A 24,249-nucleotide genomic window follows, 5' to 3' on the forward strand; every position below is an offset into this window, starting at 1 on the left:
TACGCGTCAGTAAAAACTTCCAGTGATAGCCGGTCACCAGGAAGGGCGCACGGGCCCGTTGGGCGCGATGCGCAGCAGGTGCCGCCCGAGCGCCCGGACTTCCCGCTCGCCGAGCAGCTCCCCCCACGCACGCACCGCCTCCGCGGCCGCCTCCTCCGCGGCCCGCGCACACTCCCGGCCGCGCCCGGTCAGCACCACGAGCCGCGCCCGCGCGTCCTCCGGATGCGGCCGGCGTTCGACGTACCCCTTGCGCACCAGCTCGTCGACGAGCTGACTCGCGGCCTGCTTGGTGACACCGAGGTGCGCGGCGAGATCGGTGGCGGTCGCGCCGTCCGGGGCGAGCCGGGCGAACGCGAAGCCGTACACCGGCCGTCCTTCGAAACCGCGGGCGACGACACCGTCGTTGATATGCCGCGTCAGCTCACCGGCGGCGGCGAGCAGGGCGGAGGAGAGGGAGAGGGCCTCGGAGTTCTGCACGAGGGCATTCAAACACCCTTGACGAATCGGTCAAGCAGCTTGACCATAGGCACGACCCAGATAGTCAAGAAGCTTGACCAATATCTCAGGCCGGAGTCCACCCATGCCCGTCGTCCGCTCGTCCGAAGCCGTCACCCACGACCTGCACGGCGCCCGCTTCGTCTCGTACGCCACCCCGCGCACCGGCAGCCGGGAGCTCTGCGCCTGGCGCGGTGAGATCCCCGCGGGCACCCGGGCCCCCGCCCACATGGTGACCCGCGAGGAGATCCTCCATCTGCTCACCGGCGACCTGCTGGTCACCCTCGACGGCGAGTCCACCCGGATCACCGCGGGCGACACAGTGATCGTCAACCCGGGCGCCACCTTCGCCGTCGAGAACCCGGCCGACCGGACCGCCGTCACCTGGGTCACCACCTCCGTCGGCCTCCGGGCGGAACTGGCCGACGGCACCCGCATCGCACCCCCGTGGGCCAACTGAGAGCGGGAGCTACGCCGCCAGCGACCCCGGAATCACCGCCCGTGGCCCGAACTTCGCTCGCGCGCGGTCCGCGACCTCCTCGATCCGGCGGACCTTCTCGTCCACGGGGTCGAAGGTCAGCTGGTGGGAGGCCTGCTCGACGGACATGAGCCCCTCCGCGCGCAGGGCGACCGCGCGGACCCGGGCGCGCTGGAGACCGAGCGCCTCGTACATCCCGTACGCCGCGCGTGCCAGCGCGGGCGAGTGCGCGGTGGGTTCCTGGAGGGTGCGGGTGCGGGTGGTCGAGGATCGGTCCGCGTAGCGGACGGTGAGGGTCAGGGTGCGGCACACCTTCTCCACGGCACGCAGCCGGGTGCCGAGTTCCTCGGTCGCCGACATCAGCGCCCGGCGGTGCCGCTCGGGATCCAGTTCGTCGCGCGGGAAGGACCGTTCGGCGGCGAGCGAACGCGACACGGCGTTCGGGACCACCCGCCCGCGGTCGATGCCGTTCGCCTTCTCGTGCAGGTCCCGCCCCGCCTTCGCGCCGATCAGCCGCTGGAGCGTGGACAGCGGCGCACCGGCGACCCTGCCGAGGGTGTCGAGGCCGTACTCGCACAGGGTGCGTGCGGTCGCGGCCCCGACGCCGGGCAGCACGGCGAGGGGCTTGCCGGCGAGGAACTCCGCGAGGGCGTCCGGGTCCTCGGGCACCGCACAGGTCTTCCCGGGTTCGGCGTACCGCAGCGCCACGCGGGCCAGCATCGGGCCGGGCCCGGCGCCGATCACGCAGTCGACCCCGTGATGGGCGAGTGCCCGGACCCGGATCACCGACGCGAGCTCCACGGCGCCGCGCCCGAAGTACCGCTCGGCGCCCCGCAGATCGGCCAGCGCCCCGTCCGGCGGCAAGGCCTCGACGACCGGCGTGAACTCCTCCAGCAGACCCAGCAACTGGGGCAGGGCCGCCTCGTACATCGGCGGCAGCTGGAAACGTACGCAGAGGATGGTCATCCCGCACTCCCCGGACTCTGGTGCCACAACTTCCTTCCCACCGCGGGCCCTTCGCCCGCGGGGCGCAGATCTGCCCAGGGGTGCATCTCGTACCCCGTGGGCATCCGGATCTTCCGGTCCCCCGCCCCCTCCTGGTCCCCCGTGCTCTCCCGGTCCTCCGTCTCCCCCGGCCCGCGCCGGCCGTCCCCGTCCCTCCTGCTCTCCATGGGGTCACGGGCCGCGGAGCCGGCCGGCGTGGGCAGCCCGTCGGAGCCGGCGAGCCGGCGGCGCGCCGGGCCGTCGCCGTCTCCGCCGGCGGATCCGGGGCCGGCGCCGCGCGCGTCCGCGAGCCGGGCCGCGACGCCCTCCAGGCCCTTCTCCCGGCGCACTTCCAGCAGCTCGGCGAGGTTCCAGGCGGCGGCCCCCACCACGCTGAGGCTGCGCGGCCCGCGCCGCTGCACCACCCCGCGCACCAGCAGCAGCCAGGAGTGGAAGACGGTGTGCGCGCAGGCGTCGTGCGAGTCGTCGAAGAAGGCGAGGTCGACCAGGCCCGTACCGTCGTCCAGGGTGCTGAAGATGACCCGCTTGCCGGACCGGATCGGCGGCGTCTGCGTGGCCGCCTTGGCGCCCGCGACCAGCACCGTCTCGCCGTGCCGGGCGTCGCGCAGCCGCCGCGCCGGCACCACGCCCAGCTCGTCGAGGAACTGGCGGTGGTCGTCCATCAGGTTGCGCGAGGCGTCCATGGACAGCACTCCCAGCTCGGCGCTGAGCCGCTCCGCCGCGGACAGGTCGGGCAGCCCGGCCGGCGCGGTCTTCCGCCCGCCCGCCAGAGGGAGCTGGGCCCCGCCCCGGCTCCGCGCGGCCCGGTGCAGCTCCGTCAGATGCAGTTGCAGATCGCGGCGGTTGGCGCCGAAGGAGTCCAGGGCGCCGACCTGGGCGAGCCGTTGCGCCAGCGGCCGGCTGGGCCGCGCCCGTTCCCAGAAGTCCACCAGGGAGGCGTACGGCTGCCCGTCCGCGACCCGCGCCGCCTCGGCCTCGCTGATGCCGTGCACGTCGGAGAGGGCCAACCGAAGTCCCCACACCCCTGATTCAGACACCAGTTCGATCCTGTGTGCGACCCCGGACTTGTTCACGTCCAGCGGGAGGATCGGCACCCCCCGCCGCCGCGCGTCCGCCAGCAGCAACCGCTTCGGGTACATCCCGGGGTCGTGCGTGAGCAGCCCCGCGTAGAAGGCGGCGGGGTGATGCGCCTTCAGCCACGCCGACTGGTACGTCGGTACGGCGAAGGCGACCGCGTGCGCCTTGCAGAAGCCGTACGAGCCGAACGCCTCGACGATCTCCCAGGTCCGCCGGATCGTTTCCGCGTCGTAACCGCGCCCCGCCGCGTGCTGGGCGAACCACACCTTGATCCGCCCCTGCGACTCCGGGTCGGACAGCCCGCGCCGCACCCGGTCCGCCTCGTCGCGCCCGCAGCCGGTCATGATGTCGACGATGTGGATGATCTGTTCGTGGAAGACGACGACCCCGTACGTCTCCTTCAGCGGGCCCTCCAGATCGGGGTGCGGATAGCGGACCGGCGCCCGCCCGTGCCGCGCCTCGATGAACGGCCGCACCATGTCGGCGGCGACCGGTCCGGGCCGGAAGAGCGAGATGTCGACGACCAGGTCGTGGAAGGTGGCCGGCTGGAGCCGCCCGACCAGGTCCCGCTGCCCCGGCGACTCGATCTGGAAGCAGCCCAGCGTCTCGGCGGTGCGGATCAGGCCGTACGTCGCCGGATCGCCGTCGCGGACCGCGTCGAGGTCGATCCGCTCCCCCGTCGCCCGCTTCACCTCGGCGACCGCGTGGGCCATCGCCGATTGCATCCGCACCCCGAGCACGTCCAGCTTGAGCAGCCCCAGGTCCTCGACGTCGTCCTTGTCGAACTGCGACATGGGCAGGCCCTCGCCGCTGGTCGGCATGACCGGCGTACGGGAGAGCAGGGAGGCGTCGGACAGCAGCACCCCGCACGGGTGCATCGCGACCCCGCGCGGGAGGGCGTCGAGGGCCTCGACCAGCTCCCACAGCTTCCCGTAGCGCTCCTTCTCACCGGCCAGCCGCTTGAGCTCGGGCAGCTCGTCGAGGGCGGCACGGGCGTCCCGCGCGCGGATGTGCGGGAAGGACTTGGCGATGCGGTCGATGTCGGCGGGGTCCATGGACAGGGCCGCGCCCACGTCACGGATGGCGTGCCGGACGCGGTACGTCTCCGGCATCGCGACCGTCGCGACCCGCTCGGCGCCGAACCGGCCGATGATCGCCCGGTAGACCTCCAGACGGCGCGCGGACTCCACGTCGATGTCGATGTCGGGCAGCACCGGGCGGCGCTTGGACAGGAAGCGCTCCATCAGCAGCCCGTGCTCGACCGGGTCGGCGTGGGCGATGCCGAGCAGGTGGTTGACGAGGGAGCCGGCACCGGAGCCGCGCGCGGCGACCCGGATGCCCATCCTCTTCACGTCGTCGACGACCTGCGCGACGGTCAGGAAGTAGGAGGCGAAGCCGTGGTGGGCGATGATGTCCAGCTCGTCGTGCATCCGCTCCCAGTACGCCCGCCGGCCGGCGTAGCCGTGCACCACCATCCCCGCCGCCGCCCGGGAGGCGAGCACCCGCTGGGCGCTGCGCCGGCCCGCGCCGACCAGATGCGGCTCGGGGAAGTGGACGGTGCCGATGCCGAGGTCGTCCTCGGGGTCGACCAGGCACTCGGCGGCGGTCGCCTGCGTCTGCTCCAGCAGCCGGTGCGCGGTGTCCCGCCGGAAGCCCGCGGCCTCGACGACCCGCTCCGCCACCCCGAGCATGGCACCCGCGTTCTTCAGCCAGGCCTCGCCGGAGTCCAGCTCCTTGGTGGGGTCGATCGGCACCAGGCGGCGGGCGGCGTCCAGCACGTCGGCGACCGGGCCCATGCCGGGGTCGGCGTACCGGACGGCGTTGCTGAGCACGGGCCGCACACGCTGCTCGGCGGCGAAACCGACGGTACGGGCGGCCAGGCGCAGGGACCCGGGGCCGGTGCCCGTGCGGCCGTGCCAGACGGCCTCCAGGCGCAGGGCGTCACCGTAGACCTCCCGCCAGGGGACGAGGAGCTTCGCGGCACGGTCCGGGCGGCCGGCGGCCAGGGCGCGGCCGACATCGGAGTCGGGGCCGAGCAGGACGGTGAGGCCGTCGGCGTGGTTGGCGCTCCAGGGCAGCAGGGGCGTGCCCTCGCCCTGCCGCGCCGCAGTGACGATTCTGCACAGCTCGGCCCAGCCGCGGGCGCCGTCCCGGGCGAGGAAGGTGACGCGAGGGGTCGACTCGTCGACGAAGGCGCCGCCGCGCACCGGCGCGCGCCGTCGCCGGTCCTGCCGCACGCGGTCGGGCTCGGGCTCCGCCACCGCCAGCTCCACCCCGAACAGCGGACGGACGCCCGCCTTCGCGCAGGCCTTGGCGAAGCGGACGGAGCCGGCGAGCGTGTCGCGGTCGGTGAGCGCGAGGGCGTCCATGCCCCGCTCGGAGGCGCGCTCGGCAAGCCGCTCCGGGTGCGAGGCGCCGTGGCGCAGGGAGAACCCGGAGACGGTGCGCAGATGCGTGAAGCCCGGCACACGCACCTCCCGCACTCGCGAGCCCGAACGGGCTCTCGAACATCAGTTCCCAACTCTCCCACCCCCACCATAGACCAATTCCCGAACGTCTGTGCGACATCCGTTCGGGCGCGCCCCACCTGCGAAAACGCCTGCCGACCGCACGGTGGGGACATGACAGGAGCGGGCGTTGTCAGACCCGTCTGCCAGCCTGGAGGCATGATCCGCACTCTCGCCGTCGAGAACTACCGCTCCCTGCGCCGCCTGATCGTGCCCCTGGACGGACTGAACGTGATCACGGGTGCGAACGGCACGGGCAAGTCGAGCCTGTACCGGTCGCTGCGGCTGCTCGCCGAGTCCGCGCGCGGCGGCGCGATCGCCGCGCTGGCCCAGGAGGGCGGCCTGCCCTCGGTGCTGTGGGCCGGTCCGGAGAAGATCAGCCGCGCGGTGCGCGAGGGCCGCCACCCGGTGCAGGGCACGGTCCGCTCGAGCCCGGTCGGCCTGCGGCTGGGCTTCGCGGGGGACGAGTTCGGGTACGCGGTCGACTTCGGCCACCCGAGCCCCGCCGGCGGCCCCTCCATGTTCGACCTCGACCCCGAGATCAAGCGCGAGTGCATCTGGAGCGGCCCCGTGCTGCGCCCCGCCGCCGTGCTCTCGGACCGCGCGGGCGCGGCCGTGAAGCTACGCAGCGCGGGCGGCGGCTGGTCCCGGGCGCACGGCACACTGCGGCCGTACGACAGCATGCTCGGCGAGCTGGCCGACCCGCAGCACGCGCCCGACGTGCTGGCGGTGCGGGAGTCCATCCGGTCCTGGCGGTTCTACGACCATGTCCGCACCGACGCGCACGCACCGGCCCGCGCCGCGCGCATCGGCACCCGCACGCCGGTGCTCAGCGGCGACGGCTCGGACCTGGCGGCAGCGCTCCAGACGATCCGTGAGACCGGTGACGCCGACGCGCTGGACGCGGCGGTCGACGCCGCCTTCCCGGGCAGCAGCGTCACGATCACCGGCCACGGCGGGCGCTTCGAGCTCGCCCTGCGCCAGCACGGCCTGCTGCGCCCCCTCACCGCCGCCGAGCTCTCCGACGGCACCCTGCGCTATCTGCTCTGGGCGGCAGCCCTGCTGACCCCGCGGCCCCCGTCCCTGCTGGTCCTCAACGAGCCGGAGACCAGCCTCCACCCCGATCTGGTCCCCCACCTCGCCGACCTGATCCTCACCGCGACCCGGGACACCCAGATCGTCGTGGTCACCCACGCCCGCCCCCTCGCCGAGGCGCTCGCCAAGGGGGCGGTGCGTCATCGTCTCGACGTCAACTCCGTCGAGCTGGTGAAGGAGTTCGGGCAGACGGAGGTGGCGGGCCGGGAGGGCCCCCTGGACGAGCCCCTGTGGCACTGGCCCAAGCGATGAGCCAGGACGGGACCGCACGCCGGCAGGGGGCGCGGGGAACTGCGCGACAAGCCCACGGCGGACCGCGGAGCCCTCGACGCCGCACCACCGACGGCGAACAGCGCCCTGCCCGCCCCTCCCCCGCATGCGGAAGTCCCGCCCCTCGCGCGCGGGACGGGACTTCGCACAAGCACAGGCCGTGCGGCGGGATCAGCCGATCTGCGTACCGGTCGCCGACAGCGCCTCGGTCACCGGCTGGAAGAAGGTCTCCCCGCCGGAGGTGCAGTCACCGCTGCCGCCGGAGGTGAGGCCGACCGCCTTGTCGCCCGAGAAGAGCGAGCCGCCGCTGTCGCCGGGCTCGGCGCAGACGTCGGTCTGGATCAGGCCGTTGACGATGTCGCCGTTGCCGTAGTTCACGGTGGCGTCCAGGCCGGTGACCTTGCCGGAGTGCACCTGCGTGGTCGAACCGCTCCGGGTGACCTCCATGCCGACGGTCGCCTCGGCCGCGCCGCTGATCTGCTGCGTGGAGCCGTTGTAGAGGTTGACCTCGCTCGGGTGGTCGACCTCAGCGGTGTACTTCACCAGACCGTAGTCGTCGTCCGGGAAGCTGGAGTCCGCGTTCTCGCCGATGACGGTCCCGGCCGAGTCGGACCAGGTGGTGATGCCCTCGGTGCAGTGCCCGGCGGTCAGGAAGTGCGGCTCGCCGCCCTTGACCACGTTGAAGCCGAGCGAGCAGCGCCCGCTGCCGTCGGTGATGGCGTCACCACCGGCGATGAAGGGCTTGAACTCCCCCTTCGAGCGCTGGAGTTCGGCCGTGCCGCCGAGCTCCTCGACGACCTGGCTCAGCTTCTTCCACTCCGCCGCGGAGACGGTGCGGTCGGCGGTCACCACGACCTTGTTGGTGGTCGGGTCCGTCACCCAGGCGGTGCCGGGGATGGTCGCGTCCTGCTTGAGGGTGGTCCGCGCGCTCTTCAGCTCGGCGAGGGAGTTCTCGACGATTCTCGCCTTGGCGCCGGCCTCCTCGACCAGCTGGGCCGCGGCCTCGTCGAGCACGTTCACCACGAGGCTCTTCGCCTCGGCGTCGTAGTACGTGCCCGCGGCGTCGGTGCCGAGGTCCTGGCCGAGCGTGGAGGCGAGCTTTCCGGCCGCGAGGACCGACAGCGTCTTGACCTCCGGGGTGGCCGGGGTCTCGCTGGCGTTCGCACTCTGGAAGGTCACTCCCGCGGCAACCAGTGCGGTGATGCCCGCACCTACCACGGCGGCCCGCCGCTTGGGTATGCGTCGGTGCTTCAACTCACGTCCTCCTGTGGGGGGTTGATCCGGCGAGGCTGTGGGGGCCGCGCCGGATCAGAAGGTCTGTGGACTGGGCGACCACTATTCCTAGACCCACAGGGAGCACACAAGGTCGACTTCAGGACGCGCGTACGGCAACTGACGTGCGCCCCTTACACCTTGCACCAGCTTGACTGTGCACGGTCAGCACAGGGGCTCTTCGCGCTGCAAACACTACGCGCGAGTAACCGGTATGCGGCCAGTGAGGTCTAGTCCTGTCTTGAAATCGCCCCCCTAGGCCGGATCCAGAGGGGCTCCGGACAGGCGAGAGCCCCCGCACGAGAGTCTCGTGCGGGGGCTCGGGGTGGTGATGCCGTGCGCGCCAACTCCCCTCAAGGAGCGCGGGGAACCGCGCGACAGGTCACGGACGGATCGCAGCCGCCCACGGCCTTCACCGGCGGGGCGCTGCTCAGTACACGCTCACGCCGTAGGCGCTCAGCGCCTCGGTGACCGGCTGGAAGAACGTCGTACCGCCGGAGGAGCAGTTGCCGCTGCCGCCGGAGGTCAGACCGTACGCGGTGCCGTTGCTGCCGTAGAGCGGGCCGCCGGAGTCGCCGGGCTCGGCGCAGACCGTGGTCTGGATGAGACCCGAGACGATGTCGCCGCCGCCGTAGTTCACGGTCGCGTTGAGCGCGGTGACCCGGCCGCTGTGCGTACCCGTGGTGGAACCGTCACGGATGACGGTGGTGCCCACGCTCGGGGTGGCGGCACGGGTGATGTCGACACCGTTGGCGGTGCCCGGCCGGCTCACGGAACCGGAGTAGCGCACGATGCCGTAGTCGTTGCCGGGGAAGCTGGAGCCGGCGGTCGAGCCGATGACCGTGGTGCGGCCGGAGTTGGAGTACCAGGTGCCCGCGCCGTCGGTGCAGTGGCCGGCGGTCAGGAAGTACTCGGTGCCGCTGGAGGCGCGGACGTTGAAGCCGAGGGAGCAGCGCCAGCTACTCGCATAGATGGCGTCGCCGCCCTGGATGAGCTTGCTGAACGTGCCCGGGGTGCGCTTGATCGTCAGCGCGCCGGCGTCGTCACCGGCCTGCCGCTTGATCTCGGCGATCTCGGCCTGCGACACCGTGCTGTCCACGGTGACCAGGACCCGGTTGGTCTTGCTGTCGACGGCCCAGGCGGTGCCCGGGACGTCGGCCTCCAGCACGGAGCCGCTGACGCCCTTGAGCTCGGCGGCGCTGAAGGTGGTGGGAGTGTCGGACGCGTTCGCGCTGGGGATCGTGAACGCGGCTGCGGCCACGAGGCCGGCGGAAACGGCGATCAGCCGGGTCCGTCTCGCGACTCCGCTGCGGGGGGTGGTGCGCTTGATCCTCACTTTTTCGTTCCTCCACATGGGAAGTAGGGGGCCCGCGTGGGGTCGGGGCCCGGTGAGGCGCAGCCAGCGACATCGGTGTCCGGATTCCGAACCCGTCGTGCCCCTGACAAGCGCTGAGGGGGAGTATTCGGCCGCACGGCCGACGGGCGCAAGGGCGCCTTTCGGCCGTCAACATTTGAACGATGGATCAGAACGGCTCCCCTGTCGCCCCGTCAGATCGTTCACCGCAGCGGGCGTCCGGGCCCGATCCCCGGCCGGCGCCCGCCGCCGCACCCGACGCGCACGGCACGGGGACCGGCGTACGGGGTGCGGCACCCGGGCACCGACCAGCGCGGATCGTACGACGTGGCCGCGTCGCCCGGTAACCGCCGCCGCACCCCGGGGCCGGGATCGAAGCCTTGTGCGGCACAGGCTCCTTCACGGATCGGAGCGACCGGTCCGCCCTCGCCGGACGCCACCCGGCCGCCCGTCGCCCACGACCCGGGGGTGTCCGGAAGTCGCCCCTCCGGATGGCCGGCCAGCCGGTGAACGGCCTTGCGTGCGAGCGGCCCTCGAAGCCCGGACGCCTTCTCCGTGCGGGCCGGAACCCCGAAGGACACCCGGGTCAGCAGTTGCAGTCGCAGCAGCAGCCGTCGCAACAGTTCCCGCAGCAGTCACAGCCTTCGCAGCAGTCGGAGCAGTCGTCGCAGCGATGGCAGAGGCCCTCCTTGGGCTCCCGCGTCCACGGATCGTCGTACTCGCCGCAGCACATCTGGCACGTGCACGCGAGGCCCGCCCAGACGAGGCACCCCGCGAGCAGCCCCCGCCGGGCGGGGCGTAGGGACCGGCCAGTTCGGGCCGGTGCCCGCACGAGGAGGTGCCGAAGGCACGGCCGACCGAGGCGGGCAGCTCGTGCACGAGCAGCCGGTGCGCCAGCCGCCCGTCGGAGAACTCCACCTCGCGCAGCGCGAGCCGGATCCCGTGCACGGCGTCGTCGGCGAGCCGCCGGGCCTCGGTGAGCGAGGTGCGCGTCGCGGTGAGCGGGTTCCAGGCATCCGACGCGGCGTCAGTTTCCTGGTCCTCCACGGCGTCCAGCAGATGCGCCAGCCGTCCGAAGAGCCGGCCGGCCTCGGCGAGCGGTTCGGCGTTGCCCGGCCGTCCGGCCAGGTACGCGGTGTGCGCGAAGGCCGCGGCGGTCGCGGTCTCCGTGGGCTCGGTGACCGCCAGTATCGATGTCCCGGGCCCGGCGAGCGCCTCGACGCCGGCCTGCCGGTCCACGGCGTCGACCAGCACCGCCGTGTCGAAGCCGACGACCGCCCCGCCCCGGGCACCGGCACGCCCCCACCGGTCCGCCACCCGGCGCGCGGCGAGCGCCACGGGCCGCCGGGCCAGCAGCCCGTCCCCGTCGGCGACATGGTCACGCACCTTGGCCGAGGCCAGCACCAGCGAGACGGCGGCGGCCAGCCGTGCCCCCTCACCCCGGGCGACGGACGCGGTCCGCATCCCGCGCAACGGACAGGGCCCGGCGGTACGCCGCAGCAGACCGCCCTCGGGAGCCAGTGCCTGAGCCTCCGTCAGAACCGAGACGAGCAGCCCGTCGTAATTGGTCACCACACGTGCGAACTGCCCATGGTCGCTGCGCAGCGCGAGACACAGCCCGCACAAATGCGCCATCCACTCGGTCTTGAGCCGCTCCCCCAGCCGATGCCGGCATGGCCTGACGATTCCGAACACGATGATCCCCCGTGATACGCGCGACGTTGAGCGGCGGCATCGTATCGACGCCGAGCCACTTCTTCGTATCGACCGATTTTCACATCGGTTCGACCGCTCCGGTTCACCCGTACGCCCCGCCGCTCACCCGTACGCCAGCAAGAATCATATTTCACTCACAGTCAGCAGCTGTGTATGACAACACCCTTGGGGTATCCGGCCTCTCGACGTATCCGCCGTGCACCAGTACCGTCACAAACCCCCCGCGCGGCGTCTATCCACTTGGCGCGCCGTCCGCATCATGGATGACCATAGGGATGCGGAAAGCAAGAAGGATTGCTGTGAGAGGAGGCGTCCATGGGATCGGTGCGCAAGGCGAGTGCGTGGCTCGGCCTCGTCGACGACAACGATGACGAGCGTTACTACGACGACGAGTACTCCGAGGGGACCGAGTCCGGCGACGCCTGGGTCACGGACCCGCGGGTGAAGGTGGCCGCGGACACGGCCGAGCAGAAGGACCGCCGGATCGCCACGGTGAGCCCGGACAGCTTCCGGGACGCCCGTGCCATCGGCGAGCTGTTCCGGGAAGGCGTCCCGGTCATCATGAACCTGACGGCGATGGAACCCGCCGACGCCAAGCGCGTGGTGGACTTCGCGGCCGGCCTGATCTTCGGCCTGCGGGGATCGATCGACCGCGTGTCCAACCGGGTGTTCCTGCTGACCCCCTCCGACACCGAGATCGTCAGCGGCGACCCGGCCGCCCACCGGGCGGACGGGTTCTTCAACCAGAGCTGAGGCAAGGCCGCTCACCGGAGCCGCCCCCGCGGGGGTCAGCGGAAGGCATCGAGTCCGGTGAGCGCCTTGCCCAGCACGAGCTGGTGCATCTCGACGGTGCCCTCATAGGTGAGCACCGACTCCAGATTCGTCGCGTGCCGCATCACCGGGTACTCCAGGGAGATCCCGTTGGCGCCGAGGATCGTCCGGGCCGTCCGGCAGATGTCGATGGCCTCCCGCACGTTGTTGAGCTTGCCGAAGCTGACCTGCTCCGGCCGCAGCCGCCCCGCGTCCATCCGCCGCCCGAGGTGATGGGCCAGCAGGATCCCCTTGTGCAGTTCGACCGCCATGTCGGCGAGCTTGGCCTGGGTGAGCTGGAACCCCCCGATGGGCCGCCCGAACTGCTCCCGGCTCTTCGCGTAGTCGACGGCGGCCTCGAAACTGGCCCGCGCCGCCCCCATCGCCCCCCACACGATCCCGTACCGCGCATGCGACAGACAGCTGAGCGGTCCGCGGAGCCCGGACACCTCCGGCAGTACGGCATCGGCGGGCAACCGCACGTCGTCGAGAACCAGTTCGCTCGTGACGCTGGCCCGCAGCGACCACTTGTGCTTGATCTCGGGCGCCGAGAACCCGGGCACGTCCGTGGGCACGGCGAACCCGCGGATCCCGTCCTCGGTCTGCGCCCACACCACGGCCACCCCGGCGACGGACCCGTTGGTGATCCACATCTTCCGCCCGTTGAGCACCCAGTCGCCGCCGTCCCGCTTGGCATGCGTTCGCATGGAGGCCGGGTCCGACCCGTGGTCGGGCTCGGTCAGCCCGAAGCACCCGATGACGTCCCCGGCGGCCATGTCCGGCAGCCAGCGCTGCTTCTGCTCCTCGGAGCCGAACCGGTGGATGGCGTACATGGCCAGCGATCCCTGCACGGACACCAGCGAGCGGATCCCGGAGTCGGCGGCCTCCAGCTCCAGGCAGGCGAGTCCGTACTGCACGGCGCTGGCCCCCGCGCACCCGTACCCGCTGAGCGACATCCCGAGGGCGCCGATCCCCCCGAGCTCCTTGGCCAGCTCCCGGATCTCGGGCAACTCCCCGGCCTCGTACCACTCGGCGACGTGGGGCAGCACACGATCCGCGGCCCAGCTGCGCACGGTGTCCCGGACGGCCAGGTCCTCCGGCTCCAGCAAGTCGTCGATCCCGAGCGGATCCGACGCGTCGAAAGGGGGGAGTTTCGGGGACACGGGCATCCTCCGGGCAGCTCAAACTAGCAGCGCTAGTCACGGACTGGGAGTGACGTTACGACGTGGGGAGTCGCGGAGCAACCACCCGCGGGCGGCCGACGGCGATCACCCGCACGCCACCCCTCAGCGCGCGCGCACGGGCGGTGCGTGGGTGGCGGACCCGGCCTCGGCACGAGGCGACGGCACCTCCACGGCGACATCGGCATCACACTGCATCGCCCGCGGCAACCGCAACGCCATCACCGCCCCGAGCAGCAGCAGCCCCGCGCTCACCAGCAACGTCACATGCAGTCCGTGCACGAAGCTGTCCCGGGCCGCGCGCCGCAGGGCCGACCCGGCCGAGCCCCCGAGCTCGCCTGCCACGTCGTACGCCTCGCCCAGCGAATGCCCCGCGGCGGCCGACGCCGCCGCCGGGACACCCGGCACGGAGGACAGCCCGGGCGCGTAGGCCGCGTTCATCACCGTCCCGAGCAACGCGATGCCGATCCCCGCCCCTAGCTGGTACGACGTCTCCCCGATCGCCGCGGCGCCGCCCGCCTGCTCCGCCGGAGCCTCGCTCAGCATGGACTCGTACGCCCCGAACAGCGTCGTCTCCAGACCGAACCCCAGCAGTACGAACCCGGCGAACAGCAACGGAGCCTGGTCCTCCCGCCCCATCGCGGTGAGCAGCACGACCGCCAGCGCGGTCAGGCAGAACCCGGCGCAGACCATCCGCCGGGGCCCGAACCGCCGCAGCATCCGCGCCCCGCACAGTCCCGCCGCCATCGCCGCCACGGTCAGCGGCAGCAGCCTCAGCCCCGTCTCCAGCGGCGACAGCCCGAGCACGAGTTGCAGATACTGCGCCGCGATCAGCTCGAGGCCCACCAGGGCGAGCATCGCCAGCACGATGCACCCGACCGACGTGCTGAACGCCGGCCGCGTGAACATCCGCAGGTCCACCAGGGGATGCTTGCGCTGTCGCTGTCGCCGTACGAACAGCGCGAGCAGGGTCGCACCCACGAGCAGCGGCACCACGGTGAGCAGGCTGCCGGCCGGTTCCCCGCCACCCAGCCGCTTGATCCCGAGCACCACCCCGAACAGGCCGGCCGCCGCCATCAGCGCGCCTGCCACGTCCCAGGGCCCGTCCTCGCCGCCCGTCGACTCGGGCAGCAGAAGCCTCCCGACCGGCAGGCTGACCAGCATCAACGGGATGTTGACGAGGAACACCGAGCCCCACCAGAAGTGCTCGAGGAGGAAGCCGCCGAGCAGCGGCCCGACCGCCGCGCCGACCGCGGCCACCGCGCTCCAGACGCCGATGGCGAGCGCCCGTTCGCGCCGGTCGGGGAAGACCTGCCGCAGGATCGACAGCGTCGCCGGCATGATCATCGCGCCGCCGACGCCGAGCAGCGCCCGGGCCAGGATCAGCAGCTGCGGGTCATGGGCGACGGCCGCCATCGCGGAGGCGACGCCGAACAGGGCGTATCCGAGCAGCAGGATCCGTCTGCGGCCCACGCGGTCACCGAGGGTGCCGAAGAGGATCAGCAGCGAGGCGCAGACGAGCGGGTAGGTGTCGACGATCCAGAGCAGCTCTATCGCGCTCGGCCGGAGGTCCTCGGTGACGGCGGGCACCGCCACGTGCAGCACGGTCGCGTCGACCGCGACCAGCAGCAGGCTGGTGCAGAGGACCACGAGAACGACCCAGCGGTTGGCACCGGCCCCGGCCGCCCGACGGCGCAGCCCGACGGCAGCCGTGGTCGTCCCGGACATGTACGTACCTCCCAGATGTTCCCTCGCCTCGGCGGGTTCACGGGGGCGGGGGACCTCCCGCGACTCGGCCGGAGAGGAGCGGTGGTCTCCGGCCCGCGCAACGAATGGCGAGTGGCACGTCAGCGTACGCGAGTTCCCGCCGGGGTCACGTGGCGGGGCTCTCATACAGATGGCGGAACGGTGTGGCGTGCGCCACTACCCTCCTCTCCATCACGCCGGGACCGGCGGGCCGGTTCCGGCCACCGTCGATAATCGAGCCCGTGACCGATCTTGAAACACGCGTGGCACCCCGGGGACTCGGGGCGGCGGCTTCCGCCCTGCTCGGGTACGCGGCCGTCCGCGCCCTCGGCCTGCTCGTCCTGGCCGTATGGAGTGCCGCCCGCGACAAGAGCGCGTACACACTGCTGACCGCCCGCTGGGACTCCCTGTGGTACACCCGGGTCGCGGAGCTGGGGTACGGCTACGAGGTGCGGCTGCCGAACGGCGACGTGCACTCCAACCTCGCCTTCTTCCCGCTGCTGCCCTGGCTGGAGCGGTTGCTGCACACGACGACCCCGCTGTCGTACGCCGGCGCCGGTTTCGTCGTCAGCCTGCTCGCCTCGCTCGCCGCGGCCTGGGGCATCTTCGCGGTCGCCGCCCATGTGTACGGCCGCCGGGCAGGCCTGTACGCCGTGCTGCTGTGGGCGGTGATCCCGGTGGGGATCGTGCAGTCCATGGCGTACAGCGAGTCCCTGTTCACCGCGCTGGCCGCCTGGTCGCTGTACGCGGTCCTCACCGGCCGCTGGCTCACCGCGGGCACCCTGGCCCTGCTGGCGGGTCTGACCCGGCCCGTGGGGCTCGCGGTGGTCGCGGCGGTCTGGGCCGCGGGCATCGCCGCGCTCCTGCGGGAGCGCGCCGGCACTGCTCCATCCGCGCACCACCGGAGCACGGCGCCCATCGGCGGCGCGCACCCGGACGAGCACGCCCCCTCCCCCGCCCGCCACCTGCCCCCGGACGGCGCACCGGCCTGGCGGTGCGCCCTCGGCATGCTCCTCGCGCCCCTCGGAGCCGCCGGGTACGTGCTCTGGGTCGGCCACCGCACCGGCAGCGGCCCGCTCGGCTATCTCGACGTCCAGGCGGGCTGGCGCAACGGCTTCGACGGCGGCTACGCGTTCGCCCGCTTCATCGCCGAGAAGTTCACGTCGTTCCCCTCGGCACTGGCCGGCCTGGCGCTGATCGCCGGGGTGGCCCTGCTGGTCCGGCTCCACGTCGTCTGCGTCCGGCAGCGCCAGCCGCTTCCGCTCCTGGTGTACGCGGGGGTCGTCACCGCCCTCGCCCTGTGCGCGTCGAGCTACTTCGGCTCGAAGCCGCGCCTGCTGCTCCCGGCGTTCCCCCTGCTGCTGCCGCTCGCCCTGGCCCTGGCCCGGCTGCGCACCCGGGCCGCCGCCCTGGTCGTCGGCGGCGTCGCGGTGGCCTCGGCGGTGTACGGAGCGTTCTGGCTGAACGGCTCCGGTCCGCCGTGAGCCCTTCCGGCGGCCGGTGAGCCCGAGGGGAATTCCTACGGATGATCGGGTGAACGATTACACAGGCGGCCTAATACGGCCCCACTGGAATGATCAAAGGAAATGAAGGGAAGGAGACCTGCCTATTGCCGGATTCCCTTGAAATAGACCCGTTCCTGAGAGCAATCCCACATCACATCGTCATTACAACCCCGGTGATTCGTCGGGGAACACAGCTCACTCGCTGTAACGTCGATTGGGTGCGTACCGAACCAAAGCTGACCCGGCTCGACCGGATCTTCGCCCGGCTGGACCGCGAACCCGTGCGGCCGGTCCTCGAGGTGCCGCGTATGACGCGTCACCGGGTGGTGCTCTTCGGCGCGACTCTCGCCTTCTACCTCACGATCGTCCTGGCCGTGGTGACCACCTCGTGGCTGGTCCGGTTCGACTGGCAGGCGATGCTCTTCCGGCCGTACCAGCAGTGGCCGGAGATCCACGCCTTCCTGGACTACTGGGTGGTCCTCGGCCAGCGCGGCCCGACCGCCGTGATGGTCGCCGCCTGGCTCGGCTGGCGCTCCTGGCGGCAGCACACGGTGCGTCCGCTGCTCGCGTTCGGTGCGGCGCTGCTGCTGCTGAACGTGACGGTCGGCGCCGTGAAGTACGGCCTGGGCCGCTCGGGTCCGCACTACGCGACCGAGGTCGGCTCCAACGAGATGTGGCACTGGTTCCAAGCCGGCAGTGACATATTTCCCTCGGGTCACACCGCGAACGCCGTGGTGACCTGGGGCATCCTCGCCTACCTGGCCACCTCGCCACGGGCCCGGCGCTGGCTGTCGGCCCTGTCGGCCGTCCTGTCGCTCAGCGTCGGCCTGACCACCGTCTACCTCGGTACGCACTGGCTGAGCGATGTGCTGCTGGGCTGGGCCGCGGGGCTGCTGATCCTGCTGGGACTGCCGTGGTTCGAGCCGCCGATCGCCCGGGCCGAGGCCTGGCTGCTGGAGCTGCGCGACCGTCTGCTGGCAGGCGCGCGCCGTACGGCGCCACGGCCCACGCCGGTACCCGCAGCGGCACCGGTCGCGGTCACCCCCCTCACGGCCGCCGGAGAGGAGGCGCCGCCGCGCGAGACCGTCTCCCCGACGACGGCCCGCGCCCCGCGCGCGCCCATCTTCCTGGCGCCGGGTCCGCACACCGCCCGCTCGGAGCGCACCCCGGTCACCCCGACCGGCAGCCGCCGCCCGCCGCACCCCGAGCGTGTGGCACGCGGCTCGACACCGGCGGCCCGCCCGCTCACGGGCGGCTGACCGGCCCGAAACGGACCTACGCCGAAGGCCCCGGTTCCCCGAAGTGGGGGCCGGGGCCTTCGCCGTGTCCGCTCAGCCCTTCCAGGCCCGCGCCACGCTGCCGTCCTTGACCTCGAAGTTCAGCCGGCCGACCCGGTACTCCATGGTGATGATCGTCCCCGGTGCCAGCGAGCGCACCGTGGTCCAGCCGCGCCCACGCGCGCGTTCCTCGGCGTCCGGCTGGGCGAGGCCGACGTAGGTCTCGGGATCGTCATCGGGTTCGGATGTCGAAAACGGTGCCATGCCGCCACGCTAGGCGCTGCGCCACGGGCGGGGAAGTGCGAGGCCTGCACCGAGGGTCACTGATCCCCCTCCGGTCACACTTCTGTCACAGGATCACGACATGCGTTTCGGTGTCACTTCGTCACACGGACGGGCGGTTCCGTACGCCTTACGCACGTATTCGAACGCAATTCCCGTGTGTCTGCGCGGCACTTCGAATAGCCGACGGAAAGCTCACCGAAGACTGGCCCGTGACGGTCCGGCGACGCCTTTCCTTTTCGGCAGCGGGCCGGTCCGCCGAATGGCGGAACAGCACAGGAAACACACGCATTCGGCACAGGATCCCCGTACGCGCCCTGTTCCGCCCGTGGCGGCGCGAGCATCACGGCGGGTGCTCGCGGGCACCCGTGGCGCGGGCACGGCGGGGCCCGGGACGCGTTGAGGCGAAGGGGCAGGCGCAGGATGGGGACGGAGACCGCACCGGCGACAGGACGACCCGTACCGGCCCGGCGGCCCGGGAGGGTGGCCGTCGACTGGCTGAGCACCACCGACCACAAGAAGATCGGCCATCTCTACCTGATCACGTCGTTCGCGTTCTTCCTGATCGGCGGGGCGATGGCGCTGGTGATGCGCGCCGAGCTGGCCCGGCCGGGGCTCCAGATCGTGAGCAACAACGAGTTCAACCAGCTGTTCACGATGCACGGCACGATCATGCTCCTGCTGTTCGCGACGCCGAGCTTCGCGGGCTTCGCCAACGAGCTGATGCCGTTGCAGATCGGCGCGCCGGATGTCGCCTTCCCCCGGCTGAACATGCTCTCGTACTGGTTCTTCCTGTTCGGCGGGCTGATCGTGCTGGGTTCGCTGCTCGTGCCGGACGGGCCCGCCGCCTTCGGCTGGTTCGCCTACGCGCCGCTCAACAGCCTGGAACGCTCGCCGGGCGTCGGACCCGATTTGTGGATCATGGGGCTGGCACTCTCCGGGTTCGGCACCATCCTCGGCGCGGTCAACTTCATCACCACGATCATCGGGATGCGCGCCCCCGGCATGACCATGTTCCGCATGCCGATCTTCACCTGGAACACGCTGTTCACGTCGATCCTGATCCTGCTGGCGTTCCCGGTGCTGGCGGCGGCGCTGCTGGTGCTGGAGGCGGACCGGCGGTTCGGCAGCCAGGTCTACGACGCGGCGAGCGGCGGGGCGCTGCTGTGGCAGCACCTCTTCTGGTTCTTCGGGCATCCCGAGGTCTACATCATCGCGCTGCCCTTCTTCGGCATCGTCACGGAGATCATCCCGGTGTTCAGCCGCAAGCCGGTCTTCGGCTACGGGGCGCTGGTCGGCGCGACGATGGCGATCACCGGCCTGTCGGTCGTGGTGTGGGCGCACCACATGTTCGCGACCGGCGCGGTGCTGCTGCCGTTCTTCTCCTTCATGAGCTTCCTGATCGCCGTGCCGACCGGCGTGAAGTTCTTCAACTGGACCGGCACGATGCTGAAGGGCTCGCTGTCCTTCGAGACGCCGATGCTGTGGTCGGCCGGCTTCCTGGTGACGTTCCTGCTCGGCGGGCTGACCGGGGTGATCCTGGCGTCGCCGCCGATGGACTTCCACGTCACGGACTCGTACTTCGTCGTCGCGCACTTCCACTACGTGGTGTTCGGCACCGTCGTCTTCGCGATCTTCGCGGGGTTCTTCTTCTGGTGGCCCAAGTTCACCGGGAAGATGCTCGACGAGCGGCTCGGCAAGATCCAGTTCTGGACCCTGTTCGCCGGCTTCCACACCACCTTCCTGGTGCAGCACTGGCTGGGCGCCGAGGGCATGCCCCGCCGCTACTCCGACTACCTGGCCGCGGACGGCTTCACCGCCCTGAACACCGTCTCGACCATCGGGTCGTTCCTGCTCGGCCTGTCGACGCTGCCGTTCTTGTACAACGTCTGGAAGACCGCCAGGTACGGCAGGAAGGTCGGGGTCGACGACCCCTGGGGCTACGGCCGCTCCCTGGAGTGGGCGACCTCCTGCCCACCGCCCCGGCACAACTTCACGGCGCTGCCGAGGATCCGCTCCGACTCCCCGGCGTTCGACCTGCACCATCCGGAGTACGCGGAGCGCCATGTCCTTCAGGAGCCCGGCGTTCCAGAGCCCGGCTCAGGCGGTCCCGGGCGGCCGTGAGGGCGCCGGTCAGCTCCGCCGGCCGGAGCACCTCGAACTCGAGGCCCGTCAGCATCACGTGAACGACCATCACGTCAAGGCTCGCCGCCCCGGTGCGCAGGATGCACGCGTCCTCGCCGTCGGGCTCCAGTGTCCCGTCGGACGGCGAGATGCGCTCGGCGGCCTCCGCGAGGGGCACCAGCAGCCGGACGACGGCCTGGCTGGCGTACGCGTGCGTCGAGACGCCCTGCGAGACGTACGCGGCCAGATCCTCGGCGGGCGGCGTACGCGGCGAGAAGCGGGGGCCGTGCGGGGGCTTCGGCGTGACACGGTCGGCACGGAACGTCCGCCAGCCCTCCCGGTCGAGGTCCCAGGCGACCAGATACCAGCGGCGCTCGGTGCACACCAGGCGATGGGGTTCGACGGTCCGCCGGGTGACGGTGCCGTCGTGCGAGCGGTACGCGAAGCGCAGCCGTTCGGCGTCCCGGCACAGCCCCGCCAGTTCGGTCAGCACCGCTGGGTCGACGGCGGCCCGGGTGGCGCCGCCGAACATCGGCACGGTGAAGGCGTTGAGCGCGCCCACCCTGCGGCGCAGCCGGTTCGGCAGTACCTGCTCCAGCTTGGCGAGGGCCCGTACGGACGTCTCGCCGATGCCCTCGATGCCCTGCCCGGCGGCCGTGCGCAGGCCGACGGCGACCGCCACCGCCTCGTCGTCGTCCAGCAGCAGCGGCGGCAGCTCGGCGCCCGCGCCCAGCCGGTAGCCGCCACCCGTGCCCGGACTGGCGTCGACCGGGTAGCCGAGCTCGCGCAGCCGGTCGACGTCCCGGCGCACCGTGCGCGGGGTGACACCGAGGCGGTCGGCGAGCTCGGCTCCGGACCAGTCACGGTGGGCCTGGAGGAGGGAGAGCAGGCGCAGCAGACGGGCGGAGGTTTCCAGCATGGGGGCGAGTATCACGCACCCGGGCGCCGGCTCAGGTCCTCTCCGTAGAGCTCCAGCAGGTAGTCCTCCACCACGGGGGTGAGCGCCTCGACATAGCCGTCCGCCAGGTGCCCGAAGTCGCGGTAGACCATGGTGTTGCCGACCACGGTCGGGCAGGTGCCGGACGGGGCGCAGACCCAGTCGTAGGGGTCGAGGATCGTCACGTCCTCGGCTGCGGCCGCCTCCCGGATGGCCTGGGTGACCTCGGGCTTGCGGTCGGCCTGCGAACGGTGCCGGGCGCAGTCGCTCAGGCTGTCCGGGTGCGCCACCGCGCAGTCCACCGCGTTGTTCTTCGGCCAGGGGTTGTCCAGCACGGTGAGCACCCGGGTGCCGCCCTCCTGGAGCATCCGGTACGTCTCGGCCTGGCCCTTGCCCCAGACCTCGGCCATGTCGCCCTCGCCGTACAGCTTCGCCGAGTTGGAGCTCGACGTGATGACGAGTTCGGGCTTCATCTTGCGGATCTTCTCGATGGTGACCGTCCGCCAGTCGTCACAGGTCGAGTACGGGCCGCCGTTCCACTCGATGGTGATCTGGGAGATCTTGCAGGCGTTCTTGGTGAACGAGTACAGCTTCCAGTGGTGCTTGCGGGCGATCGCGTCGAGCGCCGGGAACCACTGCGCGACGTGCGAGTCGCCGAACAGGACCACGGTGCGTTCGGCGTCCTTGTCGCCGTACAGGCAGGGCTGCGTCTGCACCGTGCCGGTCATGGTCAGCGCGCAGTCGTCGGTGTAGACGGCGGACCGCTTGTAGGCCGTGTCCCGCATGCTCGGCGTGAGGTTGGACGGGAGCTTCTCCACCGGCTGCCGCAGCAGTTCGGTCAGTGCGGCGCGGGGGTCGGACGCGGTGGCGAGGGTCTCCTTGGTGTCCGGCCGGGCCGCCCCCTCGCTCAGGGCCGGCGGGAACTGCGCGGCGAGCACCGCGGCCGCGGCCGCCACGGCCGACAGGCCGAGACCCATCGACAGGCCCCTGCGGGCCCGGGCCTTGAACGCGCGGTGGAAGCGCATCGGGTTCTCCACCAGGTGGAGGGTGGCCCAGGCGAGGACGATGCCGCCGAGCGCCGCGATCAGCCTCAGCGGTCCGTCCTTCTCGCCGAATCCGGCCGCGGCCGGGACGATGATGATGAGCGGCCAGTGCCACAGGTACCAGGCGTAGGAGATCCCGCCGATCCAGACGGCGGGGCGCAGGGAGAGGACCGCTCCGGCGCCCCAGCGCCCGGCCGCGGCACCTCCGGCGAGGACGGCGGCGGCACCGGCGACGGGGATCACGGCGTTGTAGCCGGGGAAGGGGGTGCTCTCGTCGAAGGAGACGGCCGCGTAGGCGATGGCGGCCAGACCGGCCCAGCTGACGACGGCCGCGACGGGGCGGGGGATGTCGTCCAGGCGGTGTGCCGCGAGGGCCAGCAGGGCGCCCACCGCGAGCTCCCAGATCCGCGCCTGCGAACCGAAGTAGGCCCAGGAGGGGGAGGTTTCGGTGAGGTGCAGGCTCAGCACGAAGGAGGCGACGGCCAGCGTGAGCAACGGGATGGCGAGCAGCACCCGGCGCCGGAACAGCTTGAGCCCGACGATCAGGACGATGGGCCAGATCAGATAGAACTGCTCCTCCACCGCCAGCGACCAGAAGTGCTGGAACGGCGAGGGCGGCACGTCCGTGTTGAAGTAGTCCGTCCCGGCCTCGGCCAGCCGGAAGTTGACGACGTACCAGGCGGAGGCTATGGCGTCCTTGGCGTAGTCCGCGAAGCGCAGCGGCCCCAGGAAGAGCCAGGAGCCCGCCAGCGTCGCCACGACGACGAGGGTGGACGCCGGCAGCAGGCGCAGCGCCCGGCGGGCGTAGAAGCGGCCCAGCGAGATCCGGCCGTCACGGCGCCATTCGCGCAGCATCAGCGAGGTGATCAGGAACCCGGATATCACGAAGAAGACGTCCACGCCGACGAATCCGCCGGCGACCGAGGACACTCCTGAGTGGCCGAGCACCACGAGTGTGACCGCCACCGCGCGCAGGCCCTGGATGTCGAGCCTGAGTCCCGCGCCGCCCGCCGCCGGAGCTGACGGCTTGCCGCGGTCCCCGGGAGCACCGTTCCGTGGTTCCGGAACGGACGGGACATCGTCGGAACTGGGCCGCGGGGGATGTACGAGGCGGCGGACGGGCACCGTTGTGATCTCCTTGCTCGTGGGGCGTCACCCGGCCGGCGCTGGTGGTCGCCCCGGAGCCGGACGATCGAACTTACCCTCGACCGGGTCCGCGAGTCATGACGTTGCCATCACATCAGCGTAACGAGCAGGTGAACCGGGTTTGAATCGAAACCGACGGCGTGAACACCTTAGGCCGTCCGGGCCAGGTGAAGCACCTCCGCGGTGCGCCGCACGGCGGCCACGGCTTCGAACCGGTCCACCTCACCGCACGGGAAGCGGCGGGCCGAACACCGCGGGGGCGTGCTGGGTACGGGCCGCGCTGCCGGGGATGACCAGTGTGATGCCGGTCCCGATCCGCCCGGGACTGGGCCCGATCGTCTGCCTGTTGGCCTCGTAGAGGGCTTTCCAGCCGCCCCCGATCCGGTACTCGCGGGCGATCGAGGCCAGCGTGTCCCCACGCTTGACGGTGTACCAGCGCCCCTTGAGACCGTACCGCTGCGCGCAGACCGGCCAGGCCCCCCACCCCTGCTCGGCGACCACTTCCCGCGCGACGGCGATCTGCTCCGCCCGGGTGGCCAGGTCCGCGCGCGGGGCGTACTTCAGGCCGCCGTACGCCTTCCAGGTGGGCTGCGAGAACTGCAGGCCGCCGTAGTAGCCGTTGCCGGTGTTGAGGCTCCAGCGGCCGCCGCTCTCGCACTTGGCCACACAACCCCAGGGCCACTGGTCGTCCGCGCACGCGAGGGCCGAGCGCACGCTGGACGGGCCGGTCGCGGGGGACTCCGGGGGTGCCGCCTGGGCGGCGACGGGGGCGAGGACGGTGAGCAGGGTCGCGGCAAGGCCGAGTGTGAGTGATTTTCTGTTCATCAGATCACGCTAGGCAGCGTGTCCCCCGCGCCGGCCGAGCCGCGCCCGGTGGGTGCCTGCGCCCCACCCGGTCGGCGGACCGGGCGGGGTACCGCGCCGCGTCC

General features: G+C 71.9%; 16 protein-coding genes and 2 pseudogenes. 6 read left to right on the forward strand and 12 right to left on the reverse strand.

The annotated features are described in order from the left end of the window. Positions 1 to 33: 33 nt before the first annotated feature. Entirely contained in the window at positions 34 to 477 is a 444-nt protein-coding gene (locus ACIHCM_RS20435; protein WP_399897736.1) for a MarR family winged helix-turn-helix transcriptional regulator, read from the reverse strand. 103 nt (positions 478 to 580) lie between these two features. On the opposite strand from ACIHCM_RS20435, the gene ACIHCM_RS20440 reads away from it, so the two are divergent. Further along, positions 581 to 955: a cupin domain-containing protein gene (locus ACIHCM_RS20440; protein ID WP_399897739.1), complete on the forward strand. Its 375-nt coding sequence runs from the start codon at positions 581 to 583 to the stop codon at positions 953 to 955. A gap of 9 nt (positions 956 to 964) precedes the next feature. Here the strand turns inward: ACIHCM_RS20440 and ACIHCM_RS20445 are convergent, their stop codons facing one another. Both ACIHCM_RS20445 and ACIHCM_RS20450 read right to left on the reverse strand, forming a co-directional pair. Beyond that, on the reverse strand, positions 965 to 1,939 hold the full coding sequence (locus ACIHCM_RS20445; protein ID WP_399897742.1) for a DNA polymerase thumb domain-containing protein: 975 nt from the start codon (positions 1,937 to 1,939) through the stop codon (positions 965 to 967). Continuing rightward, a complete protein-coding gene (locus tag ACIHCM_RS20450) occupies positions 1,936 to 5,523 on the reverse strand; it encodes a DNA polymerase III subunit alpha (protein WP_399897745.1) in 3,588 nt (1,195 codons plus the stop codon). The genes ACIHCM_RS20445 and ACIHCM_RS20450 overlap by 4 nt, the downstream gene beginning before the upstream one ends. Positions 5,524 to 5,721: 198 nt before the next feature. Between ACIHCM_RS20450 and ACIHCM_RS20455 the strand changes: the two genes are divergently transcribed. Then, complete coding sequence (locus tag ACIHCM_RS20455) at positions 5,722 to 6,909, forward strand: AAA family ATPase (protein ID WP_399897748.1); 1,188 nt, start codon at positions 5,722 to 5,724, stop codon at positions 6,907 to 6,909. Positions 6,910 to 7,098: 189 nt separating this feature from the next. Here ACIHCM_RS20455 and ACIHCM_RS20460 read toward each other — a convergent pair whose 3' ends face one another. The 3 genes and pseudogenes from ACIHCM_RS20460 to ACIHCM_RS20470 form a co-directional block, all read right to left on the reverse strand. Further along, a complete protein-coding gene (locus ACIHCM_RS20460) occupies positions 7,099 to 8,181 on the reverse strand; it encodes a S1 family peptidase (protein ID WP_399897751.1) in 1,083 nt (360 codons plus the stop codon). A 448-nt stretch (positions 8,182 to 8,629) separates the two neighbouring features. Then, positions 8,630 to 9,535 (reverse strand): S1 family peptidase, encoded by a 906-nt coding sequence (locus ACIHCM_RS20465; protein WP_399897754.1) that lies wholly within the window; start codon positions 9,533 to 9,535, stop codon positions 8,630 to 8,632. 604 nt (positions 9,536 to 10,139) lie between these two features. Then, a pseudogene (locus ACIHCM_RS20470) lies at positions 10,140 to 11,188 on the reverse strand (DUF5685 family protein). A 396-nt stretch (positions 11,189 to 11,584) separates the two neighbouring features. Here ACIHCM_RS20470 and ACIHCM_RS20475 point away from each other — a divergent pair. Next, complete coding sequence (locus ACIHCM_RS20475) at positions 11,585 to 12,022, forward strand: cell division protein SepF (protein ID WP_393102534.1); 438 nt, start codon at positions 11,585 to 11,587, stop codon at positions 12,020 to 12,022. A gap of 35 nt (positions 12,023 to 12,057) precedes the next feature. Here the strand turns inward: ACIHCM_RS20475 and ACIHCM_RS20480 are convergent, their stop codons facing one another. Continuing rightward, positions 12,058 to 13,248, reverse strand: coding sequence for an acyl-CoA dehydrogenase family protein (locus ACIHCM_RS20480; protein ID WP_399897757.1), 1,191 nt, complete (start codon positions 13,246 to 13,248; stop codon positions 12,058 to 12,060). 117 nt (positions 13,249 to 13,365) lie between these two features. Beyond that, the gene (locus tag ACIHCM_RS20485) at positions 13,366 to 14,988 is read right to left on the reverse strand and encodes an MFS transporter (RefSeq protein WP_399897761.1); all 1,623 of its coding nucleotides are present in this window, start codon (positions 14,986 to 14,988) and stop codon (positions 13,366 to 13,368) included. Between the two features lie 260 nt (positions 14,989 to 15,248). Here ACIHCM_RS20485 and ACIHCM_RS20490 point away from each other — a divergent pair, with 260 nt between their 5' ends. Both ACIHCM_RS20490 and ACIHCM_RS20495 read left to right on the forward strand, forming a co-directional pair. Next, positions 15,249 to 16,490, forward strand: a complete 1,242-nt coding sequence (locus tag ACIHCM_RS20490; protein ID WP_399897764.1) for a mannosyltransferase family protein — start codon at positions 15,249 to 15,251, stop codon at positions 16,488 to 16,490. A gap of 239 nt (positions 16,491 to 16,729) precedes the next feature. Then, positions 16,730 to 17,770: a phosphatase PAP2 family protein gene (locus ACIHCM_RS20495; RefSeq protein WP_399897767.1), complete on the forward strand. Its 1,041-nt coding sequence runs from the start codon at positions 16,730 to 16,732 to the stop codon at positions 17,768 to 17,770. 72 nt (positions 17,771 to 17,842) lie between these two features. On the opposite strand, the gene ACIHCM_RS20500 is transcribed toward ACIHCM_RS20495, so the two are convergent. Next, on the reverse strand, positions 17,843 to 18,052 hold the full coding sequence (locus ACIHCM_RS20500) for an I78 family peptidase inhibitor (protein ID WP_399897770.1): 210 nt from the start codon (positions 18,050 to 18,052) through the stop codon (positions 17,843 to 17,845). A gap of 441 nt (positions 18,053 to 18,493) precedes the next feature. Here ACIHCM_RS20500 and ctaD point away from each other — a divergent pair. Then, positions 18,494 to 20,182: pseudogene (ctaD, locus tag ACIHCM_RS20505) on the forward strand (cytochrome c oxidase subunit I); the annotation flags it as partial. On the opposite strand, the gene ACIHCM_RS20510 reads toward ctaD, so the two are convergent. From ACIHCM_RS20510 to ACIHCM_RS20520, 3 genes are all read right to left on the reverse strand, one after another. Further along, positions 20,064 to 21,113, reverse strand: coding sequence for a helix-turn-helix transcriptional regulator (locus ACIHCM_RS20510; protein ID WP_399897773.1), 1,050 nt, complete (start codon positions 21,111 to 21,113; stop codon positions 20,064 to 20,066). The pseudogene ctaD and the gene ACIHCM_RS20510 overlap by 119 nt on opposite strands. Positions 21,114 to 21,124: 11 nt before the next feature. Then, the gene (locus ACIHCM_RS20515) at positions 21,125 to 23,299 is read right to left on the reverse strand and encodes an acyltransferase family protein (RefSeq protein WP_399897776.1); all 2,175 of its coding nucleotides are present in this window, start codon (positions 23,297 to 23,299) and stop codon (positions 21,125 to 21,127) included. A 243-nt stretch (positions 23,300 to 23,542) separates the two neighbouring features. Next, on the reverse strand, positions 23,543 to 24,145 hold the full coding sequence (locus tag ACIHCM_RS20520; protein WP_399897779.1) for a transglycosylase family protein: 603 nt from the start codon (positions 24,143 to 24,145) through the stop codon (positions 23,543 to 23,545). Between the last annotated feature and the right edge of the window lie 104 nt (positions 24,146 to 24,249).

Origin of the sequence: Streptomyces sp. NPDC052023, assembly GCF_044548465.1 — a bacterium.
Taxonomy (GTDB): Bacteria; Actinomycetota; Actinomycetes; order Streptomycetales; family Streptomycetaceae; genus Streptomyces.

Bases quoted from the DNA above. Each gene is read 5' to 3' on its own strand.
- ACIHCM_RS20475 (WP_393102534.1), top strand. From the start codon at position 11,585: ATGGGATCGGTGCGCAAGGCGAGTGCGTGGCTCGGCCTCGTCGACGAC.
- ACIHCM_RS20500 (WP_399897770.1), bottom strand. From the start codon at position 18,052: ATGGCACCGTTTTCGACATCCGAACCCGATGACGATCCCGAGACCTAC.
- ACIHCM_RS20445 (WP_399897742.1), bottom strand. From the start codon at position 1,939: ATGACCATCCTCTGCGTACGTTTCCAGCTGCCGCCGATGTACGAGGCG.
- ACIHCM_RS20440 (WP_399897739.1), top strand. From the start codon at position 581: ATGCCCGTCGTCCGCTCGTCCGAAGCCGTCACCCACGACCTGCACGGC.
- ACIHCM_RS20520 (WP_399897779.1), bottom strand. From the start codon at position 24,145: ATGAACAGAAAATCACTCACACTCGGCCTTGCCGCGACCCTGCTCACC.
- ACIHCM_RS20485 (WP_399897761.1), bottom strand. From the start codon at position 14,988: ATGTCCGGGACGACCACGGCTGCCGTCGGGCTGCGCCGTCGGGCGGCC.
- ACIHCM_RS20480 (WP_399897757.1), bottom strand. From the start codon at position 13,248: ATGCCCGTGTCCCCGAAACTCCCCCCTTTCGACGCGTCGGATCCGCTC.
- ACIHCM_RS20455 (WP_399897748.1), top strand. From the start codon at position 5,722: ATGATCCGCACTCTCGCCGTCGAGAACTACCGCTCCCTGCGCCGCCTG.
- ACIHCM_RS20510 (WP_399897773.1), bottom strand. From the start codon at position 21,113: ATGCTGGAAACCTCCGCCCGTCTGCTGCGCCTGCTCTCCCTCCTCCAG.